The organism is Thalassobacillus devorans (assembly GCF_900176565.1).
GTDB lineage: Bacteria > Bacillota > Bacilli > Bacillales > Halobacillaceae > Thalassobacillus > Thalassobacillus devorans_A.
This window is the reverse complement of record NZ_FXEH01000005.1, coordinates 909,968-925,572: the sequence shown is the minus strand read 5'-3', so window position 1 is coordinate 925,572 and position 15,605 is coordinate 909,968. Positions and strand designations below refer to the sequence as shown.

At 41.5% G+C, this 15,605-nt stretch carries 12 protein-coding genes; 7 read left to right on the top strand and 5 right to left on the bottom strand.

The window, feature by feature from the left end; genetic code table 11:
* The first annotated feature begins 46 nt into the window (after positions 1 to 46).
* The 3 genes from B9Y67_RS09150 to B9Y67_RS09140 all read left to right on the top strand — a co-directional run bounded on the left by B9Y67_RS09150 (position 47) and on the right by B9Y67_RS09140 (position 4,526).
* A complete protein-coding gene (locus B9Y67_RS09150) occupies positions 47 to 550 on the top strand; it encodes a DUF6933 domain-containing protein (RefSeq protein WP_085506405.1) in 504 nt (167 codons plus the stop codon).
* Between the two features lie 392 nt (positions 551 to 942).
* Entirely contained in the window at positions 943 to 2,355 is a 1,413-nt protein-coding gene (locus B9Y67_RS09145) for an MBL fold metallo-hydrolase (RefSeq protein ID WP_085506404.1), read from the top strand.
* A gap of 221 nt (positions 2,356 to 2,576) precedes the next feature.
* Complete coding sequence (locus B9Y67_RS09140; protein ID WP_085506403.1) at positions 2,577 to 4,526, top strand: aconitate hydratase; 1,950 nt, start codon at positions 2,577 to 2,579, stop codon at positions 4,524 to 4,526.
* Positions 4,527 to 4,694: 168 nt separating this feature from the next.
* On the opposite strand, the gene B9Y67_RS20440 is transcribed toward B9Y67_RS09140, so the two are convergent.
* On the bottom strand, positions 4,695 to 4,850 hold the full coding sequence (locus B9Y67_RS20440) for a sporulation histidine kinase inhibitor Sda (RefSeq protein WP_139823763.1): 156 nt from the start codon (positions 4,848 to 4,850) through the stop codon (positions 4,695 to 4,697).
* Positions 4,851 to 4,872: 22 nt separating this feature from the next.
* Positions 4,873 to 5,397 (bottom strand): helix-turn-helix transcriptional regulator, encoded by a 525-nt coding sequence (locus B9Y67_RS09130; RefSeq protein ID WP_085506401.1) that lies wholly within the window; start codon positions 5,395 to 5,397, stop codon positions 4,873 to 4,875.
* A gap of 265 nt (positions 5,398 to 5,662) precedes the next feature.
* Here B9Y67_RS09130 and B9Y67_RS09125 point away from each other — a divergent pair, with 265 nt between their 5' ends.
* Positions 5,663 to 6,274, top strand: coding sequence for a trimeric intracellular cation channel family protein (locus B9Y67_RS09125; protein WP_062442836.1), 612 nt, complete (start codon positions 5,663 to 5,665; stop codon positions 6,272 to 6,274).
* 114 nt (positions 6,275 to 6,388) lie between these two features.
* Here B9Y67_RS09125 and cysK read toward each other — a convergent pair whose 3' ends face one another.
* On the bottom strand, positions 6,389 to 7,318 hold the full coding sequence (gene cysK / locus B9Y67_RS09120) for a cysteine synthase A (protein WP_085506400.1): 930 nt from the start codon (positions 7,316 to 7,318) through the stop codon (positions 6,389 to 6,391).
* A gap of 266 nt (positions 7,319 to 7,584) precedes the next feature.
* Between cysK and helD the strand changes: the two genes are divergently transcribed.
* Positions 7,585 to 9,891, top strand: a complete 2,307-nt coding sequence (gene helD / locus B9Y67_RS09115; RefSeq protein ID WP_085506399.1) for an RNA polymerase recycling motor HelD — start codon at positions 7,585 to 7,587, stop codon at positions 9,889 to 9,891.
* 42 nt (positions 9,892 to 9,933) lie between these two features.
* Here the strand turns inward: helD and B9Y67_RS09110 are convergent, their stop codons facing one another.
* Together B9Y67_RS09110 and B9Y67_RS09105 are read right to left on the bottom strand one after the other, a co-directional pair.
* Entirely contained in the window at positions 9,934 to 10,566 is a 633-nt protein-coding gene (locus B9Y67_RS09110) for a YpmS family protein (protein WP_085506398.1), read from the bottom strand.
* 39 nt (positions 10,567 to 10,605) lie between these two features.
* On the bottom strand, positions 10,606 to 11,517 hold the full coding sequence (locus B9Y67_RS09105) for an SGNH/GDSL hydrolase family protein (protein WP_254901756.1): 912 nt from the start codon (positions 11,515 to 11,517) through the stop codon (positions 10,606 to 10,608).
* 186 nt (positions 11,518 to 11,703) lie between these two features.
* Here B9Y67_RS09105 and B9Y67_RS09100 point away from each other — a divergent pair, with 186 nt between their 5' ends.
* Both B9Y67_RS09100 and B9Y67_RS09095 read left to right on the top strand, forming a co-directional pair.
* Positions 11,704 to 14,007: an ATP-dependent DNA helicase gene (locus B9Y67_RS09100; protein ID WP_254901755.1), complete on the top strand. Its 2,304-nt coding sequence runs from the start codon at positions 11,704 to 11,706 to the stop codon at positions 14,005 to 14,007.
* 226 nt (positions 14,008 to 14,233) lie between these two features.
* On the top strand, positions 14,234 to 15,469 hold the full coding sequence (locus tag B9Y67_RS09095; RefSeq protein ID WP_085506397.1) for an L-lactate MFS transporter: 1,236 nt from the start codon (positions 14,234 to 14,236) through the stop codon (positions 15,467 to 15,469).
* Positions 15,470 to 15,605: the final 136 nt, after the last annotated feature.

Here is a 15,605-nt window from a genome sequence, read left to right as displayed (position 1 = left end):
GATGAAGGATAGACTATGAATGACCTTTAGAAATGGGTGAGCAGCAATGATGCAAATAGGAGCTACAGCTAAAATGGCTAAAGAATTGAAGCGGGAGATCCAGTCGGCTGACTCCGTGGAGGTACCAAAAATCTATCAATGGCACATGAATTTTTTCACCATCCAGAGAAGAAAATGTGTACTTTTGATGAATGACGAGACAGGATTGAACCTTACGTTATTCGGATTGAAACAGGAACAGTTCAAAAATATCGACCAGGTCCTGATGGGCTCGTTAAGAGAACTATTGAGGCTGTTAAAGGTCGACCAGACGATTATTGATGATTTTCTGGAAGCTGGCCAGGAAATCGTTTATACGAAGACACATGACCGCCGAGTGCTTGGTATGATGAATGAAGTGAAGTCTTATATGGAGCATGGGATAAGAGATCAATCGTATGATGAAATTGATGCAATAAAGGTTAATGAAGAGAATAATCAGATCATTTTATCCCCATTGAAAAAAATGGTCCCGCTGGATACGCTAAATGACTACTTTCATGAAAAATAATGAATGCCACCAATGAACATACACCTTTGTCTTATATCATAGACAATCTGGTGAAGTTCATATGGTGGTTTTTTTCTGTTAAAATTCGTTGTTGATATTACAGTAAAGCTCCCTTTACTTGAAGACTCAGTGTTCATCCCACTGGACTTTGATAAGCTTCTTGAATAGACACCGTACGAAGGAAATGCGTATCATTTTTGAGGAGTCTCGCAATTTCCCGGCCCTCCTTGCGTTTAACAGAGCCTAACGAAAAAAATCGTTGGGTTTAAATATTTCACAAACGGCTATGGGTATAATATAACCAAAATTATTGATAAGCATATGTGTTTACTATATACCTATAAGGGTATATAATGAATGTACAATGAAAACACAAGAAACGGAGGTATTTCATGTATTTCAAATATTTTTTCGATGAAAATCTTGCACAAATGTCCTATATGGTAGGTTGCCAGGCGACAGGAGAAGCCCTGGTTGTCGATCCTGCCCGTGATATTACACCTTATCTGGAAACAGCAGAAGCAGAGGGATTTAACATCACAGCTACAACAGAAACGCATATTCACGCTGACTTCGTCTCGGGAGCCCGTGAATTATCCAAACGTACGAACGCTAAACTTTATCTATCCAATGAAGGCGGAGGAGACTGGAAGTATCAGTATCTGAATGATGTCGATCATGAACTGCTAAACGATGGCGATAAGTTTTATATCGGTAAAGTACGTTTTGATGTCATGCATACACCGGGTCATACACCAGAAAGTATATCTTTCCTGTTAACAGATGAAGGTGGCGGTTCCGAAGTGCCAATGGGTATCTTTACCGGTGACTTCGTATTTGTCGGTGATGTAGGACGTCCTGACTTGCTTGAAAAAGCAGCCGGAGAAGAAGGTACCTCTGAAAAAGGTGCTCACCAAATGTTCGAATCCTTGAAGAAGTTCAAAGAGCTTCCTGACTATGTGCAGCTATGGCCAGGCCATGGTGCCGGCAGTGCCTGTGGTAAGTCTCTTGGTGCTGTTCCAACTTCAACCGTCGGTTATGAAAAAATCAATAACTGGGCGGTCAAAGAGGAAAATGAAGATGAGTTTGTGAAAAACCTTCTTGATGGTCAGCCTGAACCACCAAAATACTTTGCAATGATGAAGAAGATCAACAAAGAAGGACCAGATTTCCTGGAAGATAAAGATTTAGAGCAAATTTCTATTGATAAATTAGAAGACTATAAGAAAGAGGATGCTATTATTTTGGATACGCGTCCAAAGCAGGAATATGCCAAGGGTCACTTGGAAGAAACAATCAATATTCCATTCAATAAATCTTTTGCCAACTGGGCAGGCTGGATGATGGATTATGATAAAGATATTGTATTAATCGCTAATGAGGAAGACACGTATGATATCAACCTCATTTTGCAATCCATCGCCCTTGATCGAGCTGTCGCTTATGTAAAAGCAGAAGAGGTATCCAAACAATCCAACCTGGAAATGTATGAGAATATTTCACCAAAAGAACTTCATGAAAAATATAGTAATGATGATGACTATGTGACCATTGACGTCCGTGAAGAGTCGGAGTGGAATGAAGGACACCTTGAAGATGCCAAGCATATCTTTATCGGTACACTTCCAGATCGGTTGGATGAAATCCCTGAAGGAAAAACACCAATTGTTCATTGCTTATCTGGTGCACGCTCTGCTATTGCTACAAGTGTCTTGCAGAAAAACGGCTATAAAGATGTCAAAAACCTTGAAGGCGGCTTTGACGCCTGGGTAAAAGAAGATATGCCAGTAGTAGAAGAAAAATAATAATATCACATGCACTCGCAGCTAATGCGGGTGCATTTTTTTATGGTTAATGATGTTTAGTCGTCAATTTGAATATTCCTCACCCGGAACTTAATGGAGTGAAAAGTATTTCTAATAAAATATAGCGAATACTATTAGTCGGGCACGGGTAAAGACATATACAGGATAATACTGTGTCGAATGTAAATACTTACTAGTTATTCATGAAAAGGAGGAATAAGATGGGGTTGAATGTAGCGCAAAAATTGATTAAGGATCATCTGGTCTCGGGTGAAATGACCCCGGGCGCAGAAATCGGTTTGAAAATTGACCAGACATTGACCCAGGATGCTACTGGGACAATGGTCATGTTAGAGTTAGAAGCGATGGGGGTTGATCGGGCGAAAACGGAAGCATCTGCCCAGTATGTCGACCACAATTTGATTCAAGAGGATAGTAAGAACCCGGATGACCATTTGTTTCTACAAAGTGCTGCAAAACGATTCGGCCTTTATTACAGCAAACCCGGGAACGGAGTCAGCCACCCGGTTCATATGCAGCGCTTAGCAAGACCCGGAAAAACTTTATTGGGTTCAGATAGTCATACATGCGCGAATGGTTGTATGGGAATGCTGGCAATCGGAGCTGGAGGAATCGATGTGGCCATGGCAATAGCTGGAGAGCCATTTTATGTTAAAATGCCGAAAGTATGGGGCGTAAAAGTGACGGGGGAGCTGCCTGAGTGGGTAAGTGCTAAAGACGTCATTCTGGAAATGCTCCGAAGGCATGGAGTCAAAGCAGCAGCTAACCATGTATTTGAATATTATGGTCCTGGAGTTAAGAACCTTTCTGCTATGGATCGCCATGTTATCGCCAACATGGGAGCAGAACTTGGAGCTACCGGCACAGTTTTTCCATCTGATGAAGAAACAAGAAGATTCATGAAGCAGGAGCAAAGGGAAGATGAGTGGATCGAACTTGTTGCAGATGAAGGTGCTACTTATGATTTAGAAGAAGAAATAAACCTGTCCGAGTTAGAGCCGATGATTGCCAAGCCCACAAGTCCAGGAAATGTAGTGCCTGTCCGTGAAGTAGCGGGCGAACCAATTTATCAGTCCTATATCGGGTCTTCAGCAAATCCTGGTTATCGCGATTTTGCTATCGCTTCAAAAATAGTGGAAGGTCGCAAAGTTGCTGAAAATGTTTCGTTTGATTTAAACCCTACATCCCGCCAAATGTTGCTTGACCTTTCGAAGGAGGGGCACATTGCGAACTTTATCCAGGCAGGCGGACGATTGCACCAGGCTGGCTGTAACGGTTGTATTGGAATGGGGCAGGCACCGGCTACAGGCAGGAATAGTTTGCGGACGACCCCGCGTAACTTCCCGGGAAGGTCAGGTACAAAAGAAGACCGCGTATTTCTAGTCAGTCCCGAAACCGCTGCTGCTTCTGCGCTTACTGGGGTGATTACGGATCCAAGAACATTTGATATGAAATATCCAAAAGTGGAAGAACCAAAAAATCCGACAGTTGACGTCGATTTACTCCAGGAGCCACTCCCGGAAGAAGAAGCGAAGCAGGTAGAACTGGTTAAAGGGCCTAATATTGCTACGATACCTAAAATGGACGCACTTCCTGAAGATTTGGAAGTTCCTATTCTTCTAAAAATGGGCGATGATATCTCCACAGATGAAATTTTGGCAGGAGGAGCAAGGGTCTTGCCATACCGAAGCAACCTTCCGGAAATCAGTAAGTTTTGTTTTGAAATTGTAGATGAGACTTATTATGATCGGGCAATGAAAATTCGCGACAAGGGTGGTCATGCTATCGTTGGAGGTCAAAACTATGGGCAAGGATCCAGTCGTGAGCATGCTGCCTTAGCTCCCCGGTATTTAGGGTTGAAAGTAGCTATTGTGAAAGACTTTGCCAGAATTCACTGGCAGAACCTGGCCAACTTCGGTATATTACCCGTTACTTTTGTCAATGAAGAAGATTGGAATGTTCTTGAACAAGGGGATATTCTGCAATTCAATCAGCTGCGGGATAAAATTCAGGAAAGTAATCAATTGGAAGTGAAGGTGAAAGGGAAAGACAAAACAATTAAAGTAGAGCACGCTTTATCACCAAGACAGTTAGAATTCATCTTGATGGGCGGCTTGATCAATTGGGTGAAAGAACGATTGAACAGGTGATAGGAGAGTTTGTTAAAGGGCGCAGGAAACTGCGTCCTTTTTTATACTTTAAGAATGTTTAACTTTGTTAAAGGATTAAAGTATAAGAAAATCTAAGGCTTTCGCCATAAGTACTTGGCGATAAGCCAAGTTTTTCTAATGGAATATATGAAGGAGGTCATAAAGAGGTTATCGGGTAGAGGGGAAACTTGGGGATGTTTTTCCTCTTTTGTCTTCCCTGCGTCTCAGTTCATTTTTCAATAGCTTTATAAAATCCTCGTCTACATTTAACTGGAGGGCAGCGCGATAGGCTTGTACCAGCATTTCATAAGATAGGTTTTCCATGCGTTCGACTCCTTTCACCCCGTCAGGAAAGCCTGGTTGAACATGTAGCTGCCCCAATGATAGTACCTGGTGGATCGTAAATTGGCTGTGCGTAAATATCATAGGTGACAAGCTCTTCGTGAAGGGGAAAGCTTATCTGTTTTCTGAGGGGCTTTCCGTTATGGATTACATCTTGTTTCATTTTCATCAATTCTAATGTTCCTTCGTTTTCATCCAATTCATCATCCCTTTTCCCGAGGAGAATTTCTTCACCGTGGGGAGGGGGAGCATTAAAAACCCAAGTATAGCGCAAATCTCTTCCGCAATGGGCGAGAACTATCGGGGAATGCAGTAATGCCGTTTGAAACGGGTCGCTGATATGCTCCGTGAAAAATACCGAAGGATGAATATGAAAAAAATCAGCGATTTGTTTGGCGACAAAAATACTAGGATTTCTTGTTCCGTTTTCGATTTGTGCATAATAGGCTCGATCGATATGAACCTTGGATGCTACTTCCTGCTGGGTATACCTTTTTTCTTTTCTAAGCTTGATCAGCCATGTTCTCATTTAACCGCTTCCTCACTGTAGCCATACTTCTATACAAACTTAATTCGGCATTATCATAAGATTTCCTTGTGGCAAATTGCAACAATAATAGAAAAGTATGAAAAAATATAGGTCTTAGGTAATTTAGCTACATGTTTAGTGTCACAACCATGTTTAGAATCTTTATTTTAGACTATCAGAAGTCAAATAAGTAAGAATCGGTGGTGCTCCTGGGTTAATCCTGATAATATAAAGTTTAAAAGATTGTTGAAGGGTAGCGTTATTCATGACTTGGGAAATACTTAATATTGTCGCCGTAGCAGCTTTCGCTTTTAGTGGAGCGATTGTTGCTTTAAGTGAGCGTTACGATATATTCGGGACATTTATGCTGGGGATTGCCACGCCTTTCGCTGGGGGAATAATAAGGAATATTGCGCTGGATGTACCTGTCGTTCACGTATGGGAACAGGGATATCTTTTCTACATAGCTGTAGCAACCATAGCCATCGTCTATTTTTTTCCGAAAAGCTGGGTGCTATTCTGGGATCGCTGGAATATTTACCTTGATGCTATTGGACTATCAGCTTTTGCTCTTCAGGGTGGCGCTTTTGCGGTGGCCGCTGGATTTCCGTTAGGGGGCGTCATTTTTGCTGCAATTTTGACGGGGGTTGGCGGAGGAATGACCAGAGATGTATTGGCGCAGCGGAAGCCGATGGTGCTGCACCAGGAGATTTATGCGGTATGGGCAATGTTTGCCGGGTTAGCCATCGGCTTAGGATGGGTGGATATCAATCATACCTTTGAAATGTACCTCCTGTTTTTTGTAATTATTTTGTTACGTGTGCTTTCCTACCATCTCGGCTGGCACCTGCGTTTCCGAGACCTTTACCGAATGTAAAGCTTATTATTCTAATAAAAAAAGAAAAAAATAACTTTCGCTTTCCATAAGCATCACAAAAAATCGAGTATAAAATCTATCCGATTTCATACTCGATTATCTGTCAAAAGATGTTTATATACGGAAGAGGTCACCGGAGAGATAGCGTTCGCCTGTATCCGGGGCGATAGCAACGACAATATCACCGGGCTCTTTCTGTTTTGCTGTCTGGATAGCTGCATAGCATGCAGCTCCTGCAGAAGTTCCTACTAAAATACCTTCTTCACGTGCCAGACGTCGGGTGATGTCATAGGCATCATCATCTTCTATCTTAAAGATTTCATCATAAACATCCTGGTTGAGGATACTCGGAATAAACCCTGGACTTGTGCCCACTAGTTTATGCTTTCCAGGTTTACCTCCTGATAAAACAGGGGAGCCAGCTGGTTCTGCTACATGAATCGTCATATCTTTGAAATGTTTTTTAAGCTCTTCACCGGTACCTGTGATCGTACCTCCTGTTCCAGCGGTTGAAACAAAGGCGGATAACGGTTTACCGAGCTTTTCCATAGCCTTGATAATTTCTGTAGCTGTTGTATGACGATGGGCGTCCGGGTTTGCTTCGTTTTCAAATTGCATTGGCATAAAACCACCCGGTGTTTCTGCGACTAACTCTTTTGCCTTTTCAATCGCTCCTGGCATTTTATCTGCTCCTGGTGTCAAAACAATTTCAGCACCGTAGGCTTTTAATAAATTGATCCGCTCCTGGGTCATGGTATCAGGCATGACCAAAATAGCGCGATAGCCTTTTGCGGCAGCATTCATAGCCAGACCTATACCGGTATTGCCGCTGGTCGGTTCGATGATAACCGATCCTTCCTTTAAATGCCCGGCTTTTTCAGCCTCTACAATCATATTATAAGCTGCCCGGTCTTTGACACTTCCACTTGGATTGAACATTTCCAGTTTCAAGTAGATATCCGCTCCGTTTTCCGGTGACAGCCGATTCAATTTGACTAAGGGTGTATCTCCGATTAGTTCAGCCATGTTATTTACTACTTTCATGTCGTCACATCCTTTAGGTCTGTATATATCATTGATTTTAACATATCATAACGTCTAATACCTACGAATGTGATAGGGATTAGCCTGCGCAAACAAAAAAGGACACAAAAGTGCCCTTTACATATTGTATCTGTTTTCAACGTATAGTAAAATAAGAAACGTCTATCCATTTTATGACGATTTAATTATAAATATCCAATTATAATTTTACAGCATTGAAAATCTCTTGTCAAGTGGAACAGATAAAAAGTTGGGGAGTGAGGCCGATGGAGAAGAAAAGTATATGGGAGCTTGAACAATCACGTGTCGATAATATTATTGAGCTAATCCGTACAAAAAGGACGGCTCTTGAACAGAACACGGGACAACTGAAAGAAAATATAATTGATCTACGTAAAAACTTCTGGGACGATGTTACCGTCAATATCGATGAACCGGACGAAGTGATTGAAACGTATGCCAGTATAAAGCAGCAGGCAGAACTATTGTCTGAGCGTGAAAGAAGCCACGGTCAATTTTATAAGTCAATCAAACTATATAATCGCCTGGAAGATTCCCCTTATTTTGCCCGAATTGATTTTACAGAAGATGGAGGCGAAAAAGAAACGGTATATATAGGAATTGGTTCCTTGGTGGATAAAAAAGAAGATGATTTCCTTATCTATGACTGGCGAGCCCCTATATCAAGCATGTATTACGACTATTCCCCAGGAGCGGGTGAATATGAAACACCAGAAGGCAAGATAGAAGGTGAAATGGACTTAAAGCGCCAATTCCTGATTCGGAAGGGTAAGATAACCGGACTATTTGACACCGGCATCACTATTGGAGATGCATTGCTCCAGCAGGTGCTTGGCGGAAATGCATCATCACAGATGAAAAGTATTGTTGCCACCATCCAGAGAGAACAGAATCGGATCATACGTTATGAGAAGAATAAAATGCTTGTCGTGCAAGGTGTTGCGGGAAGTGGAAAAACTTCTGCTGCGATGCAGCGGATTGCTTATTTGCTCTACCGCTACCGGAAAACAATTCGTGCCGATCAAGTGTTATTATTTTCTCCCAATCAAATGTTCATCAGCTATGTTTCATCCGTTCTTCCTGAATTGGGAGAAGAGAACATGAGACAGAATACATTTCAGGAATATGCAGCACAGCGCCTGGATGATGAATATAAATTAGAAACGCCGTTTGAACAGTTAGAATATCTGTTAACTTCTCAAGATGATGGCGCTGACGCCCGAATCGATGGCATTCATTTCAAGGCTGGGTTGGAATTCAAGCACTTGATTGATGAATATGTTAAAGATCTTGCTAAAAAAGGAATGCATTTTCGCAATATAAAGTTCCGCGGGGAGCGGATAGTCACGGCTAATGAAATTTCTAACTATTTTTATCAGCTGGATGCTGCTATGTCTATTCCGAACAAAATAGAACAGGTTATGGAGTGGCTGCTGGAAAAAGTTAAGAAACTGGAGAAGCGGGAGATTGAGAAAGATTGGCCGGTAGAAGAAGCTGCTTTCATGGACAAAAAAGATTATCTGGATGCCTACAAGTCATTGCAAAAGAATCAGCAATTCAACGAAGAGACATTTGATGACTATCAAAGAGAAGAGGAGCTCCTGACGAGGGTAGTAGTAGAGCGAAGCCTGCGACCGTTAAGAAAGAAAATAAAAAAGCTGAAATTCATTCATTTACGGAAAATTTACCAAGGGCTATATGAGCACGATTTGCCTGTTTCCTATCCGGATAATTGGAAACGGATAGGTGAGAAGTCTATCGCTGCTTTACAATCTAACATACTCCATGCGGAAGAGGTCACTCCTTATTTATACTTGCAGGATCAAATCGAGGGCAGGAAGATTAATCCGGTTATCCAATATGTGTTCATTGACGAAGCGCAGGATTATACTCCTTTTCAGTTTGAGTTCATCAGACAATTGTTCCCAAATGCACATTTTACATTATTAGGCGATTACAATCAGGCGATATTGGCTAATGTAGGAGAATCACCGACCATATTAGAAGCTGCAGGTGGTTATGAGCATGTAGAACGAATGAAATTGATGCGCAGCTATCGTTCCACCAAGCCAATCGTAGAATTTACAAGCAAGATTGTGCCGGGTGGGCATGAAATCCAGGCATTCAATCGTGACGGCAGGCTGCCGCGCATCCACTTAGCTGTTAGTGAGTCCAGTCAGTTGGACCAAATAAAAGCAACTATCCGTGAGAGGCAGCAAGAAGGGCAGGAGACGATCGCAATTCTTGGTCGAACAAAAGAGGATTGTCAGCATATTGTATCAAGCCTGCAAGATGAATTTTCTCCCCGCTTTATTTATAAAGAGTCTCAGACCTTTGAGAAGGGGCTGATGGTCCTTCCGGTTTACTTAGCGAAAGGGATAGAATTTGATTCCGTCATTATTCCAGATGCATCGGCAGCCACCTACTATCGTGAAAATGAACGAAAGCTGTTTTATACCGCTTGTACAAGGGCGATGCATGAATTGGACATTTGTTATCGAGATGAAATGAGTCCGTTTTTAAAACAAATCCCATCTGAATTATATGAATAAACATGAAACCACCCGTCAGAAAAGCTGACGGGTGGTTTCATGTTAAAAGTTTTTCTGGGCGAAGTCGTGAGCAAACCGGAAACTCTGGTTCGGGACACGAATTTTAAAAGCCAATTGGTTCGTTTTAAGGTTGAAGCGATCAACTCTAAGGTCGAAGTTACTTGCTGGCTTCATATCGGTGACCGCTACGTAGATATTTTCTTCATTTGGGTTGACGATGACCCATTCCGGCAGGTCAAAACTCTTATCGACATACTCTAATACTTTTTTATTAGGCAAAGGAAGCTTCCCAAGCGATATGCCCTCCTGCTGGAGAATGACATCGCCATTTTCTTGAACGATCGGTTCAAAGCTCACAGTCAAAGGTATCTTCTGATCGAAAGCTTTAATGTTGCCTTTCAATTCAACATTGCGCTCGAGTGAAACAGAAAAATTCATATCTTCATCACTCGGGAGTTCATTTAAAAATTCATTGACAAGCTGCTCCATATTTTCCTTTGTCGAAACAATCGTAAATTCCGCTTCATCGCTCTGCTCCTGGTTGTCTACATTGACGAGTGTATAAGAAGTCGGTAAAAAAATCATAGCCAGAATCCAGAGAACAATACCGATATTCAATGCGGCCAAGGCCAAAAATAATACTTTCCATTTATTTTTAAAGTCTAAGGCTTTCATAGCATTCCACCTGATAGATGATAATTTTTTTATACCGGTTTATTCACTTCGTTCAATGTCCGGTTTTATATATTCTAACACGCGTTCGGCAATAAGTTTATAGCCTTTTGTATTTGGGTGAAAATGATCTTCCCAAAGCAAGGTTTCTTCCGGGTTTACAAACAGGTCTTCGATCGGTATGAAAGTAACCTCTTCATATTCTTCGGAAACTTTAATTCCTATTTGGTTCCAGTCACTCATGATGTCTCCCATTTCCGGGATATTGTTGAAATAGCCGGCGAAAGGGTTGAAGAGGCCAAGGTGGTAAATGCTCGCATCCGGATTTTTCTCAAGGATCATTTGGAAAATCTGATTCAGATTTTGTTCGTATTGCTCATGCTGCTCAACAAAGTCCTGGTAATCAAGGTCCTGGAAGTTGTCTTTGATTACTTTCATGACATCGTTAGCACCAATCGTAATCAAAACGATATCGGTATCCTCCAGGGAACTTGATATTTCTTCTGTTTTCATACGTTCAATGAGTTGATCGGTGCGGTTTCCCCGTTTACCATAATTCTCAATCATTAAGTTGGGATTAAGCTCTTCATTTTCCAAATTATCTTCCAGGATACCAACATACCCACCGTTATCAGAATCATCACCGACTCCTTGGGTCAATGAGTCTCCAAGTGCTACAATTTTTAGATCTTTTTTAATAAATAAACCGACAGCGTTTTCTATCACATTGGTAAAGGATTCTTTCAGATCCTCCCCAATGCTATGTTCCTCTTCGGGGGCTTCTGTTTCAGCACTATCTTCTTCAGTAGTATCATTATTTTTGTCTGCTTGCTCTTGTGTTTCCTGGGGCGTATCATTATTGTTACCAGGCTGTTCTTGTGTAGTAGTTATAATAAAAAGGCCTGTCAATAAGATGATGGCCATAATTCCGGTTACGAACCATTTATTTTTCACAGTATCACACCTGTATTATGTGTTTTATTATTTCTATTATATGCTGAATCAACGGGTTGTGGAAATTATTTTGATTCTTACTAATAGTAATATTCTAGCAGACAAACGTTTATTATAATTGATTCGATAAATTTCTAAAGAACATGTCCGTGACTAAAGGATTTCCTATAAATGAAGGTGAAAATAATGAATGAAATGAAGATTTCTGTCCGATCGTTAGTTGAATATGTCTATCGTGGCGGAAATATTGATAACCGCTTCCGTTCAAGCAGCTCTTTATTGGAAGGAACGCTGATTCATCAACATGTACAGCGGGAGTATAAAGGGGAAGATGAAAAAGAGGTATTTTTAAAGACAGAGTTTCATAGCGGCGATATGAAAATTATAGTGCATGGCCGTTGTGATGGGTTGTTAAAAACGGATAAAGGGGTAGTGATCGACGAAATCAAGTCAACCTCCATGCCTTTGGATGAATTAACGGAAGAAAGTTTCCCTGTCTACTGGGCACAGGCAAAAGGGTATGCCTATATTTATGCCCTGGATCACGAATTGGATGAAATTCATGTACAGGTGACTTATGTTCAAAAAACAACGAAAGAAAAGAAACGGTTTATTCAAACCTGCCGTTTTGACGAACTATCCGCTTTTATGGAAGAAACAATTGCAGCCTATACATCTTATGCGAGGATTTTAGTTCATATTAGAGAGGAGAAAACAAAGAGCATCCCTGATTTGGATTTTCCCTTTCCATCTTACCGGCCAGGACAACGGAAGCTTGCAGGTGCTGTTTATAAAACACTTAAAGAAGAGCGTAATTTATTTGGCCAGGCCCCGACTGGCATTGGAAAAACGGTGTCGACATTGTTCCCCGCCATCAAAGCTATGGGAGATTCCGATACCGAACGGCTTTTTTATTTGACGGCGAAAACTATTACCCGAATGACTGCGGAGGAAGCTTTGGCTCTAATGGAAGAGAAGGGCTTGCGGCTTCGTTCGGTTACATTAACAGCAAAAGACAAGATTTGCTTTCAGGAAGAAACTATTTGCCAGCCTGAATACTGTGAATTCGCAGATGGCTACTATGATCGGGTGAACGAAGCGATGGTAGATATTCTTCGCAATGAAACCCGGATGACACGAAACGTAATCGAAGCATATGCAAGAAAGCACCGGGTGTGTCCATTTGAATTCTCCCTGGACCTTGCCTATATCGTAGATGTGGTGATTGGTGACTATAATTACATTTTTGATCCCAGGGTTTCTTTAAAGCGAATGGCTCAGGAGGACAGAAAAGAAACTGCACTGCTTGTCGATGAGTCCCATAACCTTGTAGAAAGGTCACGGGAAATGTACTCCGCCGAATTGTCAGGAGGTCTATTCTATGATCTTCAGGAGCTTTATCATGGGGGAGAACTGGCTGAAGCCATTGAATACGTAAGTGCTGCTTTTGATTATTTGTTAAAGGAGCATAGGGGCAAGGAGTCCTTTATTTTAGAAGAAGTTCCAGGAATGATAGAAGAAGCTGTTGAACATTTCATAACAAAAGCGGAATTAGAGTTGCGGGAAGAACCGGAACGGCATGAAAATGATTTGTTATTAGAAACATTTTTTGCAGCACAGAATTTCTTGAAAGTTATGCAGCTGGTAGATGATCATTACGTCATTTATGGGACGATAGAAAAAAACAATCTGCTTCTTCGCTTGTTTTGTGTCGATCCTTCCTATTTGCTGAAAGAGGTAACCAAGAACTATCGTGCTTCTGTGTTTTTTTCGGCAACATTGTCACCATTTGCTTATTATAAAGATATGCTTGGAGGAAAAAAAGAAGATTACATTCTCCAGCTGGCATCCCCGTATGATTATGAGCAAGTGGATATAACGGTACAGCCTCTATCAACGAGGTATAAAGATCGCGAAAGAACAAGCGTACAGCTGGCAGAAAACTTATATACTATGGTGGATAACGTGAAGGGAAATCATTTATTTTTCTTTCCTTCCTATCACTATATGGAACTTGTCTATGCCGAATGGTTGAAACGGAACAGGCAAGGTAAAAAGTACCGCTCAATTATCCAGAGTCAAGGCATGACAGAGCAAGAACGGGATGACTTTCTCGGCAGCTTCCAGGAAGGGGATAAACAGAAGCTGGTAGGTTTTGCAGTTTTGGGCGGCGTTTTTTCTGAAGGGGTCGATTTGAGGGGTGACCGTTTGAACGGTGTTGCCGTCGTAGGGATAGGGTTGTCTCCAACAAGTATGGAACGGAATTTAATTAAGGACCATTTTAATGAAAAAGGTAAACCTGGGTATGACTATGCTTATGTTTACCCGGGCATGAATAAAGTGCTGCAAGCTGGTGGGAGATTGATACGCTCAGAAAAAGACCATGGGGCGATACTTTTAGTAGATGATCGCTTTCTTACCAATAAGTACTTAAGTCTTTTCCCGCCTGAGTGGTCTCATTACCAGGTGGGAAATGGATCGAAAACATGATTATTTCCCCGGAAATAATCATGTTTTGTAAGTTTTTGCGAAAAACGATGCATACTTTCTCTAAAGAGAGGCTGCATCGTTTTTTTGTATAGCGGAAAGAATATGGAGAAATAACTAAGCAGGTATGAAATATGAACATTTTATGAATATTTTAAGTTTTAGTTACAGCGAGAAAGGAAATGTCTATATTAGTGAGTTTACCAATTAATAGTGATGGAGGGTTAATATGTCAAATGGGAAAGTGAAAAACCGCTGGTTAATTGCTTTATGTGCCGTAGGCATCCATATTTCCATTGGTTCTGTCTATGCATGGAGCAACTTCACTACGCCATTGAGTGATCAATTTGGCTGGACTTCCAGTCAAGTTCAGTTCACTTTTAGTCTTGCTATATTATTCTTAGGTTTATCAGCAGCTTTCTTAGGCTGGTTTGTAGAAAAATATGGTCCGAGGGTAGCTGGGATTACAGCGGCCATATTCTTTGGGATTGGGGTTTTCGGCTCCGGGTTTGCCGTCCAGATGGAATCACTTTGGCTTCTTTACTTCTTTTATGGTGCTTTAGGCGGCATCGGACTAGGAGTCGGTTATATAGCACCCGTTTCAACGCTGGTCAAATGGTTCCCTGACCGGCGAGGTCTGGCTACCGGCATGGCAATCATGGGATTCGGTTTTGCGGCGGCTATTGCCAGTCCAGTCATGGACTTTTTGATTAACAGCGTCGGCATTGCGATGACATTCTATATTTTAGGTGCAAGCTATTTTGCCGTTATGATTCTGTCTTCTTTATATATAGAGAGACCGCCTGAAGGCTGGAAGCCAGAAGGGTTCGAAGGAGATACAGGGGAAGATAATAAAAAAGACCTTGCATATATGAGTGCTAAGAAGTCGTTGAAAACAAAAAGATTTTATTATCTTTGGATTATGCTTTTCATTAATGTAACATGTGGAATCGCTGTCATATCAGCGGCCAAACCTTTGGCGGTGGAAAGCGTTGGAATGAGCACAGCAGCCGCAGCTACCTTAGTTGGGGTAATGGGGATTTTCAATGGTGCTGGTCGAATCGGATGGGCGAGCTTATCTGACTACATTGGAAGAGGAAATACTTATTTGATTTTTTTCATTCTGCAAATAGCCTTGTTCATCTTATTGCCTTGGACAACCGTTACGGCGCTTTTCGTTATATTCCTGGCTGTCATCTATACCTGTTATGGTGGTGGTTTTTCTACGTTGCCAGCATTCATAGGAGATCTATTCGGCACGAAAGAGCTGGGGGCAATCCATGGTTATTTGCTGACGGCCTGGGCAGCAGCAGGGTTAGTTGGACCTTCTTTTTCAGCCTGGATGAAAGACGCCACGGGAAGTTATGAAAGCAGCCTGATTTATTTTGCCGGATTTTTTGTCATCGCCTTAGTCGTATCGATTTTAACTAAATTAGATATCCGCAGATTGAGAAAAGAACAGTAATTTTACTATAAGAAGGGGATATTTCCCCTTCTTATTCTTATTTATAATTCAGGATAGTTTAACGAAGTAGAAGGATTCAAGTATATGAAAAGTATTAAGGCTTCTGCTATAAACACATGGAGACAAGCCGATTTTT

Bases quoted from the DNA above. Each gene is read 5' to 3' on its own strand.
- B9Y67_RS09125 (WP_062442836.1), top strand. From the start codon at position 5,663: ATGACTTGGGAAATACTTAATATTGTCGCCGTAGCAGCTTTCGCTTTT.
- B9Y67_RS09095 (WP_085506397.1), top strand. From the start codon at position 14,234: ATGTCAAATGGGAAAGTGAAAAACCGCTGGTTAATTGCTTTATGTGCC.
- B9Y67_RS09150 (WP_085506405.1), top strand. From the start codon at position 47: ATGATGCAAATAGGAGCTACAGCTAAAATGGCTAAAGAATTGAAGCGG.
- helD (WP_085506399.1), top strand. From the start codon at position 7,585: ATGGAGAAGAAAAGTATATGGGAGCTTGAACAATCACGTGTCGATAAT.
- B9Y67_RS09100 (WP_254901755.1), top strand. From the start codon at position 11,704: ATGAATGAAATGAAGATTTCTGTCCGATCGTTAGTTGAATATGTCTAT.
- cysK (WP_085506400.1), bottom strand. From the start codon at position 7,318: ATGAAAGTAGTAAATAACATGGCTGAACTAATCGGAGATACACCCTTA.
- B9Y67_RS09110 (WP_085506398.1), bottom strand. From the start codon at position 10,566: ATGAAAGCCTTAGACTTTAAAAATAAATGGAAAGTATTATTTTTGGCC.
- B9Y67_RS09130 (WP_085506401.1), bottom strand. From the start codon at position 5,397: ATGAGAACATGGCTGATCAAGCTTAGAAAAGAAAAAAGGTATACCCAG.
- B9Y67_RS20440 (WP_139823763.1), bottom strand. From the start codon at position 4,850: ATGGAAAACCTATCTTATGAAATGCTGGTACAAGCCTATCGCGCTGCC.
- B9Y67_RS09145 (WP_085506404.1), top strand. From the start codon at position 943: ATGTATTTCAAATATTTTTTCGATGAAAATCTTGCACAAATGTCCTAT.
- B9Y67_RS09140 (WP_085506403.1), top strand. From the start codon at position 2,577: ATGGGGTTGAATGTAGCGCAAAAATTGATTAAGGATCATCTGGTCTCG.